The 17,521-nt window shown below is 74.7% G+C and carries 14 protein-coding genes; 3 read left to right on the forward strand and 11 right to left on the reverse strand.

All coding sequences use genetic code 11. From position 1 onward, the window contains the following. The first annotated feature begins 144 nt into the window (after nt 1-144). Nucleotides 145-1,071 carry a TIGR01777 family oxidoreductase gene (locus PATMI_RS0122685; RefSeq protein WP_026912558.1) on the forward strand — a complete coding sequence of 309 codons (927 nt, stop codon included), beginning with the start codon at nt 145-147 and terminating at the stop codon, nt 1,069-1,071. 325 nt (nt 1,072-1,396) lie between these two features. On the opposite strand, the gene PATMI_RS0122690 is transcribed toward PATMI_RS0122685, so the two are convergent. The 10 genes from PATMI_RS0122690 to PATMI_RS38420 form a co-directional block, all read right to left on the reverse strand. Beyond that, nucleotides 1,397-2,614, reverse strand: a complete 1,218-nt coding sequence (locus tag PATMI_RS0122690) for a hypothetical protein (protein WP_026912559.1) — start codon at nt 2,612-2,614, stop codon at nt 1,397-1,399. Between the two features lie 4 nt (nt 2,615-2,618). After that, nucleotides 2,619-2,801: a hypothetical protein gene (locus PATMI_RS0122695; protein WP_026912560.1), complete on the reverse strand. Its 183-nt coding sequence runs from the start codon at nt 2,799-2,801 to the stop codon at nt 2,619-2,621. Between the two features lie 51 nt (nt 2,802-2,852). Further along, a complete protein-coding gene (gene trpA / locus PATMI_RS0122700) occupies nt 2,853-3,701 on the reverse strand; it encodes a tryptophan synthase subunit alpha (RefSeq protein ID WP_051472178.1) in 849 nt (282 codons plus the stop codon). Next, on the reverse strand, nt 3,698-5,008 hold the full coding sequence (trpB, locus tag PATMI_RS32605; RefSeq protein WP_084270183.1) for a tryptophan synthase subunit beta: 1,311 nt from the start codon (nt 5,006-5,008) through the stop codon (nt 3,698-3,700). Before trpB ends, trpA begins: the two co-directional genes overlap by 4 nt. Continuing rightward, nucleotides 5,005-5,796, reverse strand: coding sequence for a phosphoribosylanthranilate isomerase (locus tag PATMI_RS32610; RefSeq protein ID WP_051472179.1), 792 nt, complete (start codon nt 5,794-5,796; stop codon nt 5,005-5,007). Before PATMI_RS32610 ends, trpB begins: the two co-directional genes overlap by 4 nt. 216 nt (nt 5,797-6,012) lie before the next feature. Then, nucleotides 6,013-6,801 (reverse strand): indole-3-glycerol phosphate synthase TrpC, encoded by a 789-nt coding sequence (gene trpC / locus PATMI_RS0122715; RefSeq protein ID WP_026912562.1) that lies wholly within the window; start codon nt 6,799-6,801, stop codon nt 6,013-6,015. Then, nucleotides 6,798-7,850, reverse strand: a complete 1,053-nt coding sequence (trpD, locus tag PATMI_RS0122720) for an anthranilate phosphoribosyltransferase (protein ID WP_036726294.1) — start codon at nt 7,848-7,850, stop codon at nt 6,798-6,800. Before trpD ends, trpC begins: the two co-directional genes overlap by 4 nt. Nucleotides 7,851-7,895: 45 nt before the next feature. Then, nucleotides 7,896-9,089: a M20 metallopeptidase family protein gene (locus tag PATMI_RS0122725; protein ID WP_026912564.1), complete on the reverse strand. Its 1,194-nt coding sequence runs from the start codon at nt 9,087-9,089 to the stop codon at nt 7,896-7,898. Nucleotides 9,090-9,965: 876 nt separating this feature from the next. Next, nucleotides 9,966-10,544: an anthranilate synthase component II gene (locus PATMI_RS0122730; protein ID WP_026912565.1), complete on the reverse strand. Its 579-nt coding sequence runs from the start codon at nt 10,542-10,544 to the stop codon at nt 9,966-9,968. Nucleotide 10,545: 1 nt separating this feature from the next. Continuing rightward, nucleotides 10,546-12,228: an anthranilate synthase component I family protein gene (locus PATMI_RS38420; RefSeq protein ID WP_026912566.1), complete on the reverse strand. Its 1,683-nt coding sequence runs from the start codon at nt 12,226-12,228 to the stop codon at nt 10,546-10,548. Nucleotides 12,229-12,465: 237 nt separating this feature from the next. Between PATMI_RS38420 and PATMI_RS0122740 the strand changes: the two genes are divergently transcribed. Further along, nucleotides 12,466-13,905: a hypothetical protein gene (locus PATMI_RS0122740; RefSeq protein ID WP_026912567.1), complete on the forward strand. Its 1,440-nt coding sequence runs from the start codon at nt 12,466-12,468 to the stop codon at nt 13,903-13,905. 62 nt (nt 13,906-13,967) lie between these two features. Here the strand turns inward: PATMI_RS0122740 and hisIE are convergent, their stop codons facing one another. Next, complete coding sequence (gene hisIE, locus PATMI_RS0122745) at nt 13,968-14,639, reverse strand: bifunctional phosphoribosyl-AMP cyclohydrolase/phosphoribosyl-ATP diphosphatase HisIE (protein ID WP_211241776.1); 672 nt, start codon at nt 14,637-14,639, stop codon at nt 13,968-13,970. A gap of 734 nt (nt 14,640-15,373) precedes the next feature. On the opposite strand from hisIE, the gene PATMI_RS0122750 reads away from it, so the two are divergent. Beyond that, nucleotides 15,374-17,509 carry a hypothetical protein gene (locus tag PATMI_RS0122750; protein ID WP_026912569.1) on the forward strand — a complete coding sequence of 712 codons (2,136 nt, stop codon included), beginning with the start codon at nt 15,374-15,376 and terminating at the stop codon, nt 17,507-17,509. Nucleotides 17,510-17,521 lie beyond the last annotated feature (12 nt).

Raw genomic sequence — 17,521 nt, forward strand, 5'->3', positions numbered from 1 at the left:
GCAGCGGTCCACACGAGCGGCCCGGGCGCTGCGGATTCCTGTCGCCCCACCGCACCAACCCGCAGCAGGTCCACCGGAACGGGTACCGGGGCCGCCGATCCGTAGCCTTCCTGGCGACAGGATCACCGACCGAGGAGCAGCCAGATGCACGTCACCGTCACCGGAGCGACCGGACTCGTCGGGTCCCGCCTCGTCGCACGGCTTCAGGAGCGCGGCGACCGGGTCACCGTCCTCTCACGCGACGCGGAGAAGGCGAAGCAGGCGCTCGGCGACGTCGAGGCCGTGGCGTGGACCCCGGGCCGCGGTGCCGCCGCGGGGGCCGACCCCGCGTTGATCGCGGCGCTCGAGGGGCGCGACGCCGTCGTCAACCTCGCCGGCGAGCCCGTCTTCCAGCGCTGGACCGCGACGTCGAAGCCGCGGATCAAGGCGTCGCGCGTCGAGACGACGAACCAGCTGGTCGCCGCGATCGGCGCGACGACCGACCGGCCGGCGACGCTCGTCAACGGGTCCGCCACGGGCTACTACGGCGACACCGGTGACGCCGAGGTGACGGAGGACGCCCCGCCGGCGGACGACTTCCTCGGCGACCTGGCGAGCGGCTGGGAGGCCGCCGCGAGGGGGGCCGAGGCCCACGGCCTGCGCGTGGCGGTCGTCCGCACCGGCCTCGTGCTCGCGGACGACGGCGGCGCGCTGCCCGTCATGGCGAGGCCGTTCCGGTTCGGTGCCGGGGGCTGGCTGGGCAACGGGAAGCAGTACGTGCCCTGGATCCACGTCGACGACGAGGTCGGGCTGCTCCTCGCCGCGCTCGACCACCCGACGTTCAGCGGTGCCGTCAACGCCGCGGCGCCGGAGGACGCGACGAACAAGCGGTTCTCGAAGGCCGTCGCCTCCGCCCTGCACCGCCCGGCGCTCTTCCCCGCCCCCGGCTTCGTACTCAAGACCGTGCTCGGTGAGATGTCGGCGCTCGTTCTCGACAGCTCGCGGGCCAAGCCCGGCCGTGCGGACGAGCTCGGCTACCGCTTCCTGCACCCCGGCTTGGTCGGGGCCCTGGACGACGTCTTCGGGTCGTAGGCGGGGCCGCGGCCGGCGTGGTCGGGTGCGGTTCGTCACGCCCCACCGAACGACGGACCATGGCCTCCGGCGGCATCCGTGGTCGGGTGCGGTACGTCACGCCCCACCGAACGACGGACCATGGCCTCCGGCGGCATCCGTGGTCGGGTGCGGTACGTCACGCCCCACCGAACGACGGACCATCGCCTCCGGCGGCATCCGTGGTCGGGTGCGGTACGTCACGCCCCACCGAACGACGGACCATCGCCTCCGGCGACGCGGTCGCCGGGGACCGCCGATCGGGCGCCCTCCGTCCGCGCGGGCGCCCTCGCCCGCACCCCGCCCGTCAACGCGACGTCGAGACGGCGGGCTTCGCCGGGTCCGCCGGATCCAGCGCCTCGACCGCGCGCCAGCCGTAGGGCTCGGCCTTCGCGACGCTCAGCGCGGGGGTGGTGACAGTGCCGTCCGGGTTCTGCCGGCCCTCGGCGGGCGGGCCCGGGATCGCGGCGCGGAGCAGCCCGGCGCGGACGCCGTCGCGGCGGTTGCCCTTCGAGCCGGCGTTCCCGAGCGCGCGGAGCAGGAGCTTCGTGCTGCGCCAGCCGACGAGCACCCCGACGGGAGCCGGCGTGTCGTAGAGCGCCCGGTACAGGCCGTCGATGCGCCGGCCCTCCGCGGTGGCGTCGGGGACGCCGTCGTCGACGACGGCCTCGGCGGTGAGCCCGCGGGTGCGCACGAGGTCGGCGGTGGCCGGCGACGCGGCGCCGCGGGACAGGAAGAGCCGGTGGCCGTCGATGCGCGAGCCGATGCTCTCCAGCAGGTCCGCGGGATCGCCGCCCGACGGGTCGCCGGTCAGGACGACGCAGTCGGCGCGACGGTCGCGCAGGGCGAGCGAGACGGTGGTGCGGAGCTTCGCGTCGTCCCAGCTCGCCGCGGCGGCCTTCGCCACCGGACGCAGGGCGGTCAGGTCGTACGCACGGCCCGTCACGGGGGACCGGGCGTCCGCCACGACCGGGCGTCGGCAGTCGGCGGCGCGGACGCGCGCGATCACGCCGGCGCGGACCGCGGCGTCGGTCGCGGAGAGGTCGACCGAGGACCGGGTGCCCCGCGGCTGCAGGTCGACGCCCGACTCGGTCTGGTCGTCACCGCTGGCCGCGACGAACGCGACGCCGGTCTGCCCGGCGAGCAGCCCGTACTCGCGGACCGAGATCGCGGAGACGCCGGCGATCGCGCCGACGGTGCCGGAGTCGCGCAGCATGACCCCGGCCTCCCGGGCGGCGCCGGCGACGCCGACGGTCACGCCGTCGTCGTCGGTGACGTCGCGCTCCGAGAGGCGGAGGCTGAAGCCACCGGCGCCGCCGCCGGAGTCGGCGAGGGCCAGCTCGGCGCCGGCGGTGACCGCGAGGCCCCGCTCGCCCCAGGGCCCGCGGAGGGGGACGCCGAGGTAGGCGGCGACCTTCGTGGCGCCGGCCTTCTCGCCGGTCGGGTCGTCCCCGCAACCGGCCACGCCGGCGCCGGAGGCGACGAGCGCCAGGCCGAGAGCGGCGCGGCGAGCCGCGCGGCTCATCGGATCAGGCGTCGGGTCCCGAGGAATCGGAACCGCGGCCCGGGAAGTACGAGAGGACCTTCCAGATCGCCGTGGCGAGGACCATCAGGCCGACGGAGATCAGGGTGGCGTCGAACTGCTTCATGCCCAGCGCCCAGAGGACGATGAGGAGCAGGAAGGCCGACGTGACCGCGTAGATGAGACCCATGGGCCGTCCAATCTACCGGGATCGGCCGACGACCGGCGACCCGGTCGGCCCTCAGCGCCCCAGGCCGCGGGAGAGGTCCGCGAGCACGGACGACACCGACGCGACCGGGTCCTCGTCGCCGGCGGCACGGACCAGGCGGGAGCCGACGATCACGCCGTCCGCACCTGCCGCCGCCGCCTGGGCGGCGTTCTCGCCGTTCGAGATCCCGAAGCCGAGCCCGACCGGGACCTCCGACCCGCCACCGGGACCGGCGCCGGCGGTCTTCGCGCGGGTGACGACCTCCGCGAACTGGTCGCCCAGCGAGGCGCGCTCGCCGGTCGTGCCGGTGACCGACACGGCGTACAGGAAGCCGCGGGCGGCCTGCCGGACCTCGGCGACGCGCGCGTCGGCCGTGGTCGGCGCGACGAGCGGGACGAACGCGAGGCCGGCGGCGTCCAGCGCGGCGACGACGCCCTCGGACTCCTCGCCGATCGGGAGGTCCGGGACGATCAGGCCGCTGAGCCCCGAGTCGCGCAGCCGGGCGGCGAACGCCCCGACGCCGGGGCGCAGCACGATGTTCGCGTAGGTCATGAGGACGACGGGGACGTCGGCGGCGAGCTGCTCGCCGAGCGCGAAGACGTCGTCGACCGTGACCCCCGCCTGCAGGGCCGCTGTCCCGGCCGCGTGGACGACGGGTCCGTCGGCGAGCGGGTCGCTGTACGGGACGCCGAGCTCGACGAGGTCCGCGCCGCCGGCGACGTAGGCCTTCGCGATCTCGCGCGACGTCGTCAGGTCCGGGTAGCCGCCCATGATGTACGGCATCAGGGCGGCGTCGCCCTCGTGCTCCGCGAAGGCCGCGGCGAGCCGCTCCTCCCCCGCGCCGCCGCGCAGCGCGCCCGTGGTCGTCTGATCGGTGCTCATCGGACCTCCTCCCCGCCCTGCGGGCCGGCGCCGTCCTCGTCGGCGGCCGGATCGTGCCCCAGCGCGGGGGCGATCGTGCGCTCGCCGTCGAGCTTCAGCGCGTCGGCGCCGTCGATCTCCTCGAGCTTCTGGAGGGCCTCGGCCAGGTCCTTGTCGCCGCGGCCCGACAGGCAGACGAGGTCGACCTCGACCTCCGGCGCCGGGACGTTCAGGACGTGGTGCAGCGCGTGGCTGGACTCCAGCGCGGGGATGATGCCCTCCAGGCGCGCGACGTCGCGGAAGGCGCGGACGGCGTCGTCGTCCTCGACCGGGACGTAGGTCGCGCGGCCGCTGTCGCGGAGCCACGCGTGCTGCGGGCCGACACCGGGGTAGTCGAGGCCGGCGGAGACCGAGTGGGCCTCGAGGATCTGGCCCTGCGCGTCCTGCATCACGGGGCCGTAGGAGCCGTGGAGGACCCCGGCGTCGACACCGGAGGCGAGCACCGCGCCGTGCGAGCCCGAGGCGATGCCGTGGCCGCCGGCCTCGACGCCGACGAGCGCGACGCCCGGGTCGTCCAGGAACGCGGTGAAGATGCCGATCGCGTTGGAGCCCCCGCCGACGCACGCGACGACGCGGTCGGGCAGCCGGCCGGCCTGCTCGAGGATCTGCTCGCGGGCCTCGTCGCCGATGATCCGCTGCAGGTCGCGCACGATCGCGGGGAACGGCGCCGCGCCGGCGGCCGTGCCCATGACGTAGTGCGTGTCGCCGACGCTGGCGACCCAGTCGCGGAAGGCCTGCGAGACGGCCTCCTTCAGCGTGCGGGCGCCGGACTCGACGGGCTGGACCGTCGTGCCGAGCAGCCTCATCCGCTGCACGTTGGGCATCTGGCGACGGATGTCCTCGACGCCCATGTAGATGACGCACTCGAGGTCGAGCAGCGCGGCGGCGGTGGCGGTCGCGACGCCGTGCTGGCCCGCGCCGGTCTCGGCGATCACACGCGGCTTGCCCATGCGCTTGGCGATCAGGCACTGCCCGAGCGCGTTGTTGATCTTGTGCGCGCCGGTGTGGTTGAGGTCCTCGCGCTTGAGCCAGACCTCGCGGCCGGCGCGCTCGCTGAGGCGGCGGGCGAGGTACAGCGGCGACGGCCGGCCGACGTAGTCGCGCAGCAGACCGCGGAACTCGCCCTGGAACGCCGCGTCGTCGCGCAGCTGCGACCAGACGGCCTCGAGCTCGTCGAGGGCGGGCAGCAGCGACTCGGGGACGTAGCGGCCGCCGTAGGGGCCGAAGCGCCGCTCGCTGCCGGTCTCGGGTCCGTGCGTGGTGCTCATGCCTGCTCCGTCGTCTCGAAGGCGTCGCGGACCTCGCGGACGAACGCGGTGACGAGCTCCGGGTCCTTCCTGCCGGGTGCGCTCTCGGTGCCGCTGGCGACGTCGACCGCGTACGGCCGGACGGTGCGCACGGCCTCGGCGACGTTGTCGGGCCGCAGGCCGCCGGAGAGGATCAGCGGCGGCTGCTTCTCGCCCGGCGCGGCGCGGCGGGTGCGGGCCAGCGACCAGTCGAACGTCTCGCCGGTGCCGCCCTGCATGCCCTCGACGTGCGTGTCGAGCAGGTGGAAGTCCGTGTGGAACGGGCGCAGCGCGACGACGTCGGCGCCCGTCCGGACGCGCGCGGCCTTGATGACCTTCGCCCCGGTGCGGCGGGCGACCTCGGCGCAGAACGACGGGCCCTCGTCGCCGTGGAGCTGCACGATCGTCAGCGAGCACTGGTCGACGGCGAGGTCGATCTCGTCGAGCGTCGCGTTGACGAACACCCCTGCGACCTCGGCGCGGCGCTTGACGGCCGCCCCGATCCGCTGGGCCTCCTCGATCCGGCAGCGCCGCTTGCTCTTGCGCCACAGGATCAGCCCGATCGCCCACGCGCCCGCGTCGACCGCCTGCTCGGCGTCCTCGAGGCTCGTGATGCCGCAGACCTTGATCCGGGTCCGCACGACGGCCTTCGGGCCGGGCGCCGGGGCGGCCGACTCCACCGTGTCGCGGACGACCGGGCGTTGCGGGCGGACGGGGCGCGCGCGGGCCGTCACCGGCGACGCGGAGGGATCCTGCTGATCGTCCTGCACCCCTCCATCGTAGGCGGCCACCGTCGCGGCCGCCCTGCGCGCCCGTGAGCCGCCCGGCCGACCGCCGAAGGTTCGTGCCCGGAACACGCCGAGGGTGGATGCCAGGTGTTCGTGGACCGAGCAGGTCGTGGCGCCCGGTGCGAGAGCTGTGCACCCGCACTGCCGAGCTCCGGGCGGCGCGAGATGCGATGCGTCGACGGACGCCTGGCGCCGCCCTCAATCCGTACCGAGCAACTCCCGCACGCCGACCTCGACGTCGGGTTGGCGCATCAGGTGCGAGCCGACGAGGACCGCGTCGACGCCGACGCGCTCGAGCTCCTCGAGCTGGTCGTGGTGCGAGATGCCGGACTCGGAGACGACGACCTTGCCGGCCGGGATCTGGCTGAGGAGCTCGAACGTGGTGTCGAGATCGACCGTCAGGTCCTTGAGGTTCCGGTTGTTGATGCCGATCAGGTCGGCGTCGACGACCTCGAGCGCGCGCTCGAGCTCCTCCTCGTCGTGGACCTCGACCAGGACGTCGAGGTCCAGCTCGTGGGCCTCGCGGTAGAGCTTCGCGAGCTTGTCGTCCTTCAGCGCGGCGACGATCAGGAGGATCGCGTCGGCGCCGGAGACCGCGGTCTCGACCACCTGGTACGGGTGGACGATGAAGTCCTTGCGCAGGATCGGCAGCCGGCTGGCCGTGCGCGCGGCCGTGAGGTCCTCGAGGGCGCCGCCGAAGAACGGGCCGTCGGTCAGGACCGACAGGGCGGTCGCGCCGGCGCGCTCGTAGGCGGAGACGATCTCGGCCAGGTCGCCGCCCTCGCGGAGCGGCTCCGACGCCGACGGGGCGCGGCGCTTGTGCTCGGCGATCACCGAGACGCCCGGCTGCGAGGCGAGGGCCTCGGCGAAGGGCCGGCCCTCCTCACGGCCCTCGAGGCGCTTGCGGAGCTCCTTCTCGGGCGTCTCCTTGCGGCGGCGCTTCACCTCCTCCTTCGTCCGCTCGACGATGTCGTCGATGATGGTCATGCCGGGGACCCCTCGACCAGTTCGGTGGTGCGCTTCACGTAGTGCTCCATCACGGAGTGGGCCGCGCCGGAGGCGATCGCCTCGCGGGCACGCTCCACTCCGTCGGCCAGGGTGTCGGCGCCGCCGCCGACCAGGATGCCCGCGCCCGCGTTCGCGACGACGAGCTCGAGCGCCGCGGACGTGCCGTCCGGCGTGTCGCCGCTCAGCACGCGGCGGGTGACCTCGGCGTTCTCGGCGGGGCTGGCGCCGACGACCTCGTCGAGCGCGTGGACCCGCACGCCGAGCTCCTCGGGCGTCACGGTGAACGAGCGGACGCCGTCGGGCGTGACCTCGAAGACGGTGGTCGGGGCGGCGATCGAGATCTCGTCAAGGCCGTCCTCGGACCGCACGAGCAGCGAGCGGTCGGTGCCGAGACGGTGGACCGCGTCGGCCATCCGCTCGATCATCCCGGGGTAGCCGACGCCGATCACCTGGCGGCGGGCCTGCGCGGGGCTCGTGAGCGGGCCGAGCACGTTGAAGACCGTGCGGACGGCGAGCTCCTTGCGGACCGGGATCACGAACCGCGTGGCGCCGTGATGGCGCGGGGCGAAGAGGAAGCCGAAGCCGAGCTCGTCGATCATCGCGCCGACCTGCTCGGGCTCCAGCTCGATCGACGCGCCGAGGGCCTCGAGGAGGTCGGCGGCGCCGGACTTCGACGTCGCCGAGCGGTTGCCGTGCTTGGCGACCGCGCAGCCCGCGCCGGCGATCACGAACGCCGCGGTCGTCGAGACGTTGAACGTCAGCGCCCCGCCGCCGGTGCCGACGATGTCGACGAGGTCGTCGCGAGAGCTCGAGACCTGCACCGCGCGGGCCCGCATGGCGGCCGCGAGGCCGGCGATCTCGTCGGCGGTCTCGCCCTTCGTGCGGAGCGCGATCAGGAAGCCGGCGATCTCGACGTGCGAGGCGTTGCCGGCCATGATCTCCCCGAGGACCCGTTGGGCCTCCTCGAGCTCGAGATCCTCTCCGGACGCGACCCGTTCGATCGCGGGCGTGAGCACCGGGTGCGGCATAGGGTCAGCGGAGGTTAGTGGATCGTGGCGCGCCTGAGCGGGCGGTCAGCCCCGCGCGATCCGCTCCGCGGCGAGCGCGGCCAGCAGCGCCGCCCCGTCGGACAGGACCGCGTCGTCGAAGACGACCTCGGGCGCGTGGTGGTGCGCGGCGTCCTCGGGGGCGAGCTCCGGGGGCCGGGCGCCGAGGAGGAGGTAGCAGCCGGGGAGCTCCTGGAGGACGCGGGCGAAGTCCTCCGAGGCGGCCAGCGGGGCGGCGAGCTCCTCGACGCGGTCCGGGCCCGCCAGGCCCCGGGCGACGTCCAGGGCGAAGGCGGTCTCCCCCGCGTCGTTGTCGAGCACCGGGTAGCGGACGTCCCAGCCGACCTCGGCGGTGCAGCCGTGCGGGGCGGCGACGTCGGCGCAGAACGCGGGGAGGTCCGCCGCCAGGGTCGCCGCGGCCTCCGGGGAGAAGCTGCGGACGGCGGCGCGGACGGTCGCGACGTCGGGGATGACGTTCTCCGCACCACCGGCCGTGAGGCCCGTGACCGTCGCGACGACCGGGTCGAACGCGCCGAACGTGCGGTCGACCCAGCCCGGGAACGCGGCGACCAGGGCCGCGGCGGCCGGGATCGGGTTGCGCGCCAGGTGCGGCATCGCGGCATGGCCCCCGCCCCCGTGGACGTCGACGGTGAGGACGGCGGAGGCCGCGAAGAGCGGGCCAGGGCGGGTCGCGATGGTCCCGCGGTCGCGCTTGGACTCCACGTGCAGCGCGTAGGCGGCCGCTGGACGGCGGCCGGCGACGTCGACGAGCCCCTCGGCGAGCATGTGGCGCGCGCCGTCGTGGCCCTCCTCGCCCGGCTGGAACATCAGGACGACGGTCCCGGCGAGCTCGTCCCGGCGGTCGCAGAGCAGCCGGGTCGCGCCGACGAGGACGCTCGAATGGAGGTCGTGCCCGCAGGCGTGCATCGCGTCGCCGTCGGCGGCGAAGTCGAGGCCCGTGCGTTCGCTCAGGGGCAACGCGTCCATGTCGGCGCGCAGGAGCACGACCGGACCGTCGTCCGCGTCGGGGGCGGTCCCCCGGAGCACCGCGACGACCGACGTGAGTCCGCTCCCGCGATGGATCTCGAGCGGCAGCCCGTCGAGCGCCTCGAGGATCGCCGCCTGGGTGCGCGGCAGGTGCAGGCCGACCTCGGGGATCCGGTGCAGGCGCCGCCGCAGCGCGACGAGGTCGTCCTGCAGGGCGTCCGCGGTCGTGGCCATGGGGCGATCGTGCCAGGTCGGGGGTCGGGTGGCCGGATCGGGGCGGCTGGGCCAGAGCGGCCGGGTGACGGCGGCCGCGTCGCGGCGGCCGGGCCACGGCGGCCGGGCCAGCGCGAACGGGTCAGGACGGCCGCGTCGCGGCGGCCGGGCCAGGGCGGCCGCTTCGGGGCGGTCGCGACATCCGGCGTCGGCGCGGAGCTGCACGATCCGACGACGAACTCGGCGGGCCGATCGAGTGTCGGATCCTGCAGCGCAGGCATGCACAAGACGACAGTCGATCGGCAGTCCGTGTTCGTTGGCGGATCCTGCAGGTCGCGACCGCGACCCTGCCGGGCGCCGTCCTCTCTCAGCGCGCGAGGTCGTGCTCGAGGAGGCGCCGGCCGGATCGGGCGGGCGGGGGTCCGGGGCGGACTTTCGGCGTCCGGCGGAACCGCGGTCGCCGATGGTCGGATACCGACCATCGGTGACCTTCATCCTGGCCCGCCGGTCGATCACCCGGCCGTCGCGGTCACGGATGGGCGCACACCGACCATCGACGACCTCCACCCCCGGTGGCACGGGGCCCAATGGTCACCTCCGGTCGGGTACCGACCGTCCGGGACCTCTATCCACCCCGTCACCGGATTCCACGACCGCGACGGTCACCCGTGGTCGGATACCGACCATCCACGACATGCACCCTGGATCACCACTCGATCCCCCGACCGCCACGGTCACCGGTGGCTGGATCCCGACCATCGGTGACCCCGAACCGCTCCGCGCATGGGTCCGCACTGGATCAACCGGGTCGACGACGCTCGATCGAGGTCGCGGTCGGGGTCGCGGTCGGGGTCGGGGTCGGGGTCGCCCGGCCCGCGGTCGCAGCCCGCGTCGCGGTCAGCGCGCGACGCCGTGCTCCAGGAACCGCGCGAGCATGCCCATGCCGAGCGGGGTCAGGACCGACTCGGGGTGGAACTGGACGCCCTCGGCCGGGAGGTCCTTGTGGCGGACGCCCTGGATCACGCCGCCGCCGCGGGCGGTGACCTCGAAGCAGTCCGGCAGCGCGGGCTCCTCGAGGACGAGCGAGTGGTAGCGGCCGACCTCGACCTCGTCGGCCAGCCCGGTGTAGATCGAGCGGCCGTCGTGGGTGATCAGGCAGGTCTTGCCGTGGACGGGCTCGTGGCGGACGACGGTGCCGCCGAACGCCTGACCGAGCGCCTGGTGTCCGAGGCAGACGCCCAGCAGCGGGATCCCGGCCTCGGGGAAGCGGCGGACGGCCTCGAGCGAGATGCCGGCGTCGTCGGGCGTGCACGGGCCGGGCGAGACGACGACGCGGTCCGGTGAGCGATCGAGCAGCTCGTCGACGGTCGCCTTGTCGTGGCGGACGACGTCGATCTCCGCGCCCAGCTCGCCGAGCTCCTGCACCAGGTTGTAGGTGAAGGAGTCGTAGTTGTCGATGACGAGGACGGAGGTCATGTCAGGCCCAATCCGGTTGCGCGAGGGCGACCTCGACGGCGCGGCGGATCGCGCGCGACTTGTTGACGGACTCCTCGAACTCGTACGCCGGGAGCGCGTCGGCGACCGTGCCGCCGCCGGCCTGCACGTGCGCGGTGCCGTCCTTGAAGACCGCGGTGCGGATGTGGATGCAGGAGTCGAGGTCGCCGGACCACGAGAGGTAGCCGACGGCTCCGCCGTAGCCCCCGCGCTTGACGGGCTCGAGCTCGTCGATGATCTGCATCGCCCGGACCTTCGGCGCGCCCGACAGCGTCCCGGCGGGCAGGACGGAGCGCAGGGCGTCGGTGGCCGCGACCTCGGGCCGCAGCGTGCCGGAGACCGCGGAGACGATGTGGAGGACGTGCGAGTACGTCTCGACGACCATCAGCTCGTCGACGGTGACGGTGCCGTACTCGCAGACCCTTCCCAGGTCGTTGCGGCTGAGGTCGACGAGCATCACGTGCTCGGCGCGCTCCTTCTCGTCGGCGAGCATGCCCTCGGCCAGCTCTGCGTCCTCCGCCGGCGTCCCGCCGCGCGGGCGGGTGCCGGCGATCGGGCGCATCGAGATCTCGCGCCCGCGGACGGTCACGAGCGGCTCGGGGCTCGCGCCGACGACCTGCCAGTCGCCGAAGTCGAGGTAGTACATGTACGGCGACGGGTTGACGACCCGCAGCCCGCGGTAGACCGAGAACGGGTCGATGCCGAGCTCCGCCGTCCACCGCTGCGAGGGGACGACCTGGAACGCGTCGCCGGCACGGACGTACTCGATGATCCGGGCGACCATCGCCTCGAAGGCCTCGCGCGAGTGGTTCGACACCCATTCGGGGGCCTCGCGGACGGGCAGCGGTCCGTCCTGCGTCGACGTGCGGCCGGGGGGCGTCGGGCGGAGCAGGGCCTCGCGCAGCTCGACGATGCGGGCCGCGGCGGTCGCGTAGCGCTCGGTGAGGACCTCGTCGGAGGCGCGCCCGGCGGGAGTCGCGCCTGCGCCCGCGGCCGGGCCGGAGGTGCCGTCGTCGACGGACGTGCCGGCGGTCGCGGCGCCGGTGGCGGACGACCCCGACACGCCGCTCGGCGCGCCGGCCGTGGCCGGCGCCGGCCCCTCCGCCGTCGCGTCCGCGCCCGTGTGCAGCGGGGCGAGCGCCGTGATCGTGTGCAGCAGGCCGTCGAAGACGACCATCGCGTCGGTGACCTGGAGCGCGAGGTCCGGGGTGCCGAGGACGTCGGGGTTCGGGTCGGCGAGCGGCTCGACGGTGCGGACGAGGTCGAACGCGAAGACGCCGACGGCGCCGCCGACGAACGGCGGGAGCCCGTCGACCTGGGCGACGCGGCGGCGGCCGATCGCGTCGCGGGCCATCGCGTAGGGGTCGCCCGGGTCGCCGAGGGACCACTCGATCGTCCGTGCCGGGCGGACCCCGAGGAACGAGAAGCGGCCGACGCGGCCCTGCTCGGCGCTCTCCAGCAGGAACGACGGCTCGCCCGGGTGGGCGGCACGGAGCTTGAGGTAGGCGGAGACCGGGGTCTCGACGTCGTCGATGGTCTGCGCGAGCACCGGGACGACGTCGTGGTCCACGGCCAGCGCGAGCGCCTCGTCGAGCGTCGGGCGCAGCTGCAGCCCGAGGGCCTCGGCCCGGGCCAGCGAGGCGGCGAGATCTGGCGCGACGGGCACGACCGTGATTCTCCCAGGAGGAGCCGAGGGGCGACGGGACGCCTCCGGGCGGACCCGGGTGGGAGTCGGTCACCGGCTCGCGGCCCCGTCGGAGCGGCCCGGGGCCGCGGGCGGGCGCCCATAGGTCCAGGCGGCCGCCCCGTCGTTCGTCCATCGGAGGACTCGAACCGTGCCACGGGAGCCCCGGCGGCCGAGCTTCTCGTCGAGAGCGCCTGCCCGACCCGGCGCCGCCATCCCATGACGCTCGCCTCCCGACTCCTCCTGCCGATCCTCGTGCTGCTGGCGCTCGCCGGCGCGCCATCCCAGGCGAGCGCGCTCTCGAGCGTGGTGCAGGACGACGCGCTGCTGCTGTCGGGCGACCAGGCGAAGGTCGACGGGGCCCTGTCGAAGGCCGAGGCGATCGGGTTCACGCACGTCCGGCTGACCGCGAACTGGCAGGAGATCGCCCCGGACGCCGCGAGCGACACCCAGCCGATCTTCGACGCGAAGAACTCGGCGTCGTACCCCGCCGGCGTGTGGGACCGTCTCGACCTCGCGGTCCGTGCCGTCCGCGCGCACCACATGGAGCCGATGATCGACATCGGCTTCTGGGCGCCGTACTGGGCGACCACCGAGCCCGTCGGGTCGCAGGGGATCCGGGCCCGCGAGAACGTCGACCCGAGCGCGTTCTCGGACTTCGCGGAGGCCGTCGTCCGGCGCTACCACGGGGACTTCGTGCCGGCGGCCGGCGCGGCACGGTCGAAGGCGGGCGCGACGTCCGCCGCGACCGGGTCGGGCGCTCCGCAGGTGTCCACCCGCGGCCTCTTCGACGCCCTCTTCGGCGGCGGCAAGCAGCCCGCGCCGGCGCCGACGACCACGACTCCCGCGGCGCCCGCCAAGCCGGTCGTCCAGCCCCTGCCCGCGGTGAACACGTACACGCTGTGGAACGAGCCGAACATCAAGGGCTTCCTCACCCCGCAGTGGAAGAAGACGAAGAAGGGCCGCAAGCCGGCCAGCCCGGGCGTCTACCGCCGGATGCTGACCGCCGCGTACCCGCGGGTGAAGGCGATCAGCCCGAACGCCACGTTCCTCATCGGTGCCACGTCGAGCACCGGGTCCTACGCGCTGTCGGGGCTCCACGGCGGCGTCCCGCCGCTCCAGTTCATCCGCGAGCTGGCCTGCGTCGACGCGAAGCTCAAGCCGATCCGGAAGGGCGCGTGCAAGGGCTTCACCCAGCTGCCGGGCGACGGGTGGGCCCACCACCCGTACTCGTTCGAGACCGGCCCGTCGAACACGTCCGCCGACGGACGGCCCGACGACGCGATCCTCGGCGACACCGCGAAGCTGCACAAGCTCCTGACGAAGCTCGCCGCCCGCAAGCGCATCACGTGGGCCGACAGCGACCTCTACCTCACCGAGTACGGCTACTTCACCACCGTGATCGGGACGCACCGCGCGGTCACCGAGCCCGAGCAGGCGAAGCTCGTCGGCGACGCGTTCCGGCTGGCCAGCCAGTTCCCGGGCGTGAAGATGATGAGCCAGTTCCTGCTGCAGGACGTCCAGTGCGACGGCGGCCGGACGACGTCCTGCCTGAACTGGACCACCGGCCTGATGCACACCGACGGCACCCCGAAGCCGCTGCTCGGCGTCCTCACGGACATCCTGCACTCGCTGGTGCCGGAGGACGCGGGGCGGTAGGCGGCGGGCCTGACCGGTCGGCCGCAGCGCGATCGGACTGCGGCGGCGCGACGGCGCCGCGCCTACGCGCGGCGCTGCCGCAGGACCTCGAGGACGTCGTCCAGGGTGCGGTCGCGACCCTGGATCAGCGCGAGGAGGTGGTAGAGGACGTCGGCGGCCTCGTTGTCGACGCGGTCGTCGGTCTCCTCGCGGGCGGCGCGGAAGACCTCCTCGGCCTCCTCCTCGACCTTGCCGCCGGCGAAGGCGCGGTCGTTGAGCAGTTGCGCGGTGTAGGAACCCTCGGGCGCGTTGGCGCGGCGGTCGGCGAGCACGCGGACGAGGTCGGGCAGGACCTCGTGCGGTGCCAGCAGGGCGCCCACGCCCTCGCCCTCGGGGGCCCAGTCGTCGGCCGCGGGGCCCTCGGGCGCGCCGACGGGGTGGAAGCAGGTGCGCGCGCCGGTGTGGCAGGCGGGGCCGGCGGGCTCGACGAGCGCGAGGACGGCGTCCTGGTCGCAGTCGATCCGGAGCGCCCGGACCTTCTGGACGTTCCCGGAGGTCGCGCCCTTGTGCCAGAGCTCGTCGCGGGACCGCGACCACAGGTGCAGCTCGCCGGTCTCGCGGGTCCGCGTCAGCGCCTCGTCGTTGGCGTAGGCCAGGGTCAACACCTCGCCGGTGCTCCAGTCCTGGATCACCACCGGCACGAGGCCGGCGTCGTCGAAGCGCACGGTGGCGGTCAGGTCCGGCAGCACGGGCACGCGGCGATTCTGACAGCGGGGGTCCGGCGGCGGGTCTCCGGGTGGGTCGGCGGTCCGGTGGCAGAGCGGTCGGGTGCTCGGGCGGCCCGGTGGCAGAGCGGTCCGGTGTCGGGTGGCCGGGCGATCGGGTGGCCGGTGCCGGTACTCGGGCGGTCGGGTGGCCGGACGGCCAGGTACTCGGGCGGCCCGGTACTCGGAGGCCAGGTGGCCGGGCGGCGGGGCCGTTCCGGTGCCCGAGCGGCCCGGTGGCCGAGCGGCTCGGCCGTGCGACGATCGCCGCGCTGCCGGGCCGAGCCGACCACGCGGCCGCCGCAGGAACGAACGCCGGCTCCCGCCGGGCGGCGCGGCCGGCGTTCGAACCTGCGCCCCCGGCGCAGGAACGCACGCCGGCATCGCGGAACGAGACGGCCGGCGTTCGAACCTGCGCCCCCAGCGCAGGAATGCACGCCGGCACCGTGTGACGTCCGGCCCCGGCGCGCATTCCTGCGGTCGTCGGCCGCTGGTCCGAGGTCTTCGGGTCGCCGACCCGCATGACCCGGCCGTCCGGCAGCGATCCGTGCCGCCCCGCCGCACAACCCGCTGCCACCCCCCGCCCCACGAGCCGTCCGGCAGCGCTCCGTGCCGCCCCACCCCGCGAACCGCCCGCCCCCGGTCCCACCCCGCGAACGCCGTCCACCACTGGCGACCCGGCGGGTGGGGTGCCTCGGCGGCCGGAATCCATACCATTGCCGCCGATGAAGGCCGCGCCGAAGCACCGGCGGCGAATCGCCGCCGCGGCGCTCGCCGCGCTCCTGGCCGCTCTGCTGGCGTTCGTCGCCTTCGGGAGCGGCGACGGCGGATCGACCCCGACGGGCACGACCCGGGTCGCCGATCCGACGACCGAGGACTCCGTCGACAACGGCAGCGACGCCGACGAGGTGCCCACGGATCCGAAGTTCGACCAGGCCGGCAAGAAGGCCGAGCGCGAACTGTCGGTGTCGGACGACGACGACGCCTGGGCGGTCCCGGACGCCGTCTCGATGCCGCTGAACCGGCTGTGGAACGAGAAGAAGGGCGTGTACGTCTCCCCGGGCGGCAGGGTCAGCACCCGACTGAACGCCGAGCTCCTGCGCCTGCACGCGGCGGCGGCCGTCGCCGGGCACAAGGGCTCCGCGCGGCACGACAACCGGGTGCGCCGGATCGTCGCCTACCTGACCGGCCCCGCGTACATCGACAGCAGCGAGGGCGAGAAGTTCGGCAGCTCCCGCCACAACTCGATCCACGTGCCGGGGTGGCGCCAGTCGTCCTCGGAGGTCGTCAACCAGCACCCGAGCATCGACGCCACCGTCGCCCGCGGCCTGCGGATGGCGTGGCTGGCGCGCGCGAACGTGAAGCTCTCGGGCAAGGCCCGCGACGCGATCCGCAAGGACGTCGTGGCCGTCGCCTCCTCGAAGGCGTTCCGCAACCCGGAGCGCCTGCTGAACCAGATCAACTGGAACGCCGACCTCTACGCGGCCGCCGCGACCGTCTCCAACGACGACACCCTGCTGAAGAACGACTACCGCGCGCAGCTGCAGTGGTTCGTCGACCACGCGCACGAGCCGACGGTCGAGGGCGGCCGGCCGAACCTCAGCAGCGGCAACGGGTTCTTCTACCAGCCCGAGGCCGACTCGCAGACGGTGCTCAACCGCAGCGACACCGTCGAGTACGCGAGCATCGTCATGGGCGCCCTGCGCTACTACGACGAGGCCGTCAGGGCGGGCATGAAGCCGCTCTCCGACGACGACCAGAAGACGCTGACGGCCTGGGTCTCCCACACGCTCGAGGCCGACTGGACGGCGTCGGGCTACCTGAACTGGGAGACCGGGAAGGCCGGCTCCCGCCTGCACCTGCGCCAGTACTGGGCGCTCGCGCTCGACGGCGTCGCCAACGGCCTGCTCGGCAGCGCCGGGATGACGAAGCGCGACCCGACGGAGGGCGACCGCGTCGTCAGCCGCGGCGAGGAGCTCTTCCGCCGCTGGTCCTCCGGCGCCGGGACCGTCCTCCTGCCGGCGACGTCGTTCAACTACCCGTCGCGCTTCGTCGGGGTGCGGAACAACCGCACGACCGCGAGCGTCCGGCTCGGCGCGACGATCGCCGAGTGGGCGGCGGACTGCCGGTGCCGCGGACGCCTCGCCGCCCCCGCGTCCGCCAAGGCGCCGGTCCTGACCCGCTTCGACCCCGAGTTCAAGCGCCTCACCGTCAACGGCCCGCGCTACTCGACCGCGCTGTCCCCGACCGCGATCCCGACCGGCGGCGGCCTCGAGCCCGCCTGGCTCCTGGACGCGAACGCCGACAGCCTGATCGCCCTGGGCGGCGGCGGACAGGGCTCGCTCGGCCTGCGCCTGGTCGGCGACGGCAAGGTCCTGCTCGACACGCAGCCCGGCCCGACCCAGGTCGGCGCGCTCGCCCTGCGCCAGGCGAAGAAGGACCCGAACGCCTACACCGGCCGCGCCGCCCTGGGCGACACCGTCGTCCGCGTCACGCACCGCTTCCTGCCCGACCGGATCATCACGACCTACCTCGTGGACCCGCGCCGCGACGTCGAGGTCCAGCTCCGCCTGCCGTCCGCCGGCCGGAGCGGCACCGTGCGCTGCGGTCCGGGCGTCCTCGGCCTGCCGAAGCGCGGCCGGCTCCCCGGCTGCGGCCGCGGTCAGGACTACGTCGTCCGCTCCGCCGGCGGCGCCTCGATGCACGTGGGCCTCCTCGGCCTCACGCCCGGCGGGATCATCACCCGCAGCCGCCCCGGCGTCCGCTCGACCCTCCCCCGCCCGGGCAGCCAGGCGACCATCCGCATCCGCGTGAACAGCCGGACCCAGATCACCCGCGTGATCCGGCCGGACGCGGACTAGCGCCGTTCGCCC

The sequence above is a fragment of the Patulibacter minatonensis DSM 18081 genome (assembly GCF_000519325.1).
Lineage (GTDB): Bacteria > Actinomycetota > Thermoleophilia > Solirubrobacterales > Solirubrobacteraceae > Patulibacter > Patulibacter minatonensis.

Excerpts from the sequence above, each read along its gene's own strand:
- PATMI_RS0122725 (WP_026912564.1), bottom strand. The coding sequence starts at position 9,089 with ATGGCCACGACCGCGGACGCCCTGCAGGACGACCTCGTCGCGCTGCGG.
- trpD (WP_036726294.1), bottom strand. The coding sequence starts at position 7,850 with ATGCCGCACCCGGTGCTCACGCCCGCGATCGAACGGGTCGCGTCCGGA.
- PATMI_RS0122740 (WP_026912567.1), top strand. The coding sequence starts at position 12,466 with ATGACGCTCGCCTCCCGACTCCTCCTGCCGATCCTCGTGCTGCTGGCG.
- PATMI_RS0122695 (WP_026912560.1), bottom strand. The coding sequence starts at position 2,801 with ATGGGTCTCATCTACGCGGTCACGTCGGCCTTCCTGCTCCTCATCGTC.
- trpB (WP_084270183.1), bottom strand. The coding sequence starts at position 5,008 with ATGAGCACCACGCACGGACCCGAGACCGGCAGCGAGCGGCGCTTCGGC.
- trpC (WP_026912562.1), bottom strand. The coding sequence starts at position 6,801 with ATGACCATCATCGACGACATCGTCGAGCGGACGAAGGAGGAGGTGAAG.
- PATMI_RS0122685 (WP_026912558.1), top strand. The coding sequence starts at position 145 with ATGCACGTCACCGTCACCGGAGCGACCGGACTCGTCGGGTCCCGCCTC.
- PATMI_RS0122750 (WP_026912569.1), top strand. The coding sequence starts at position 15,374 with ATGAAGGCCGCGCCGAAGCACCGGCGGCGAATCGCCGCCGCGGCGCTC.
- trpA (WP_051472178.1), bottom strand. The coding sequence starts at position 3,701 with ATGAGCACCGATCAGACGACCACGGGCGCGCTGCGCGGCGGCGCGGGG.
- PATMI_RS0122690 (WP_026912559.1), bottom strand. The coding sequence starts at position 2,614 with ATGAGCCGCGCGGCTCGCCGCGCCGCTCTCGGCCTGGCGCTCGTCGCC.
- PATMI_RS0122730 (WP_026912565.1), bottom strand. The coding sequence starts at position 10,544 with ATGACCTCCGTCCTCGTCATCGACAACTACGACTCCTTCACCTACAAC.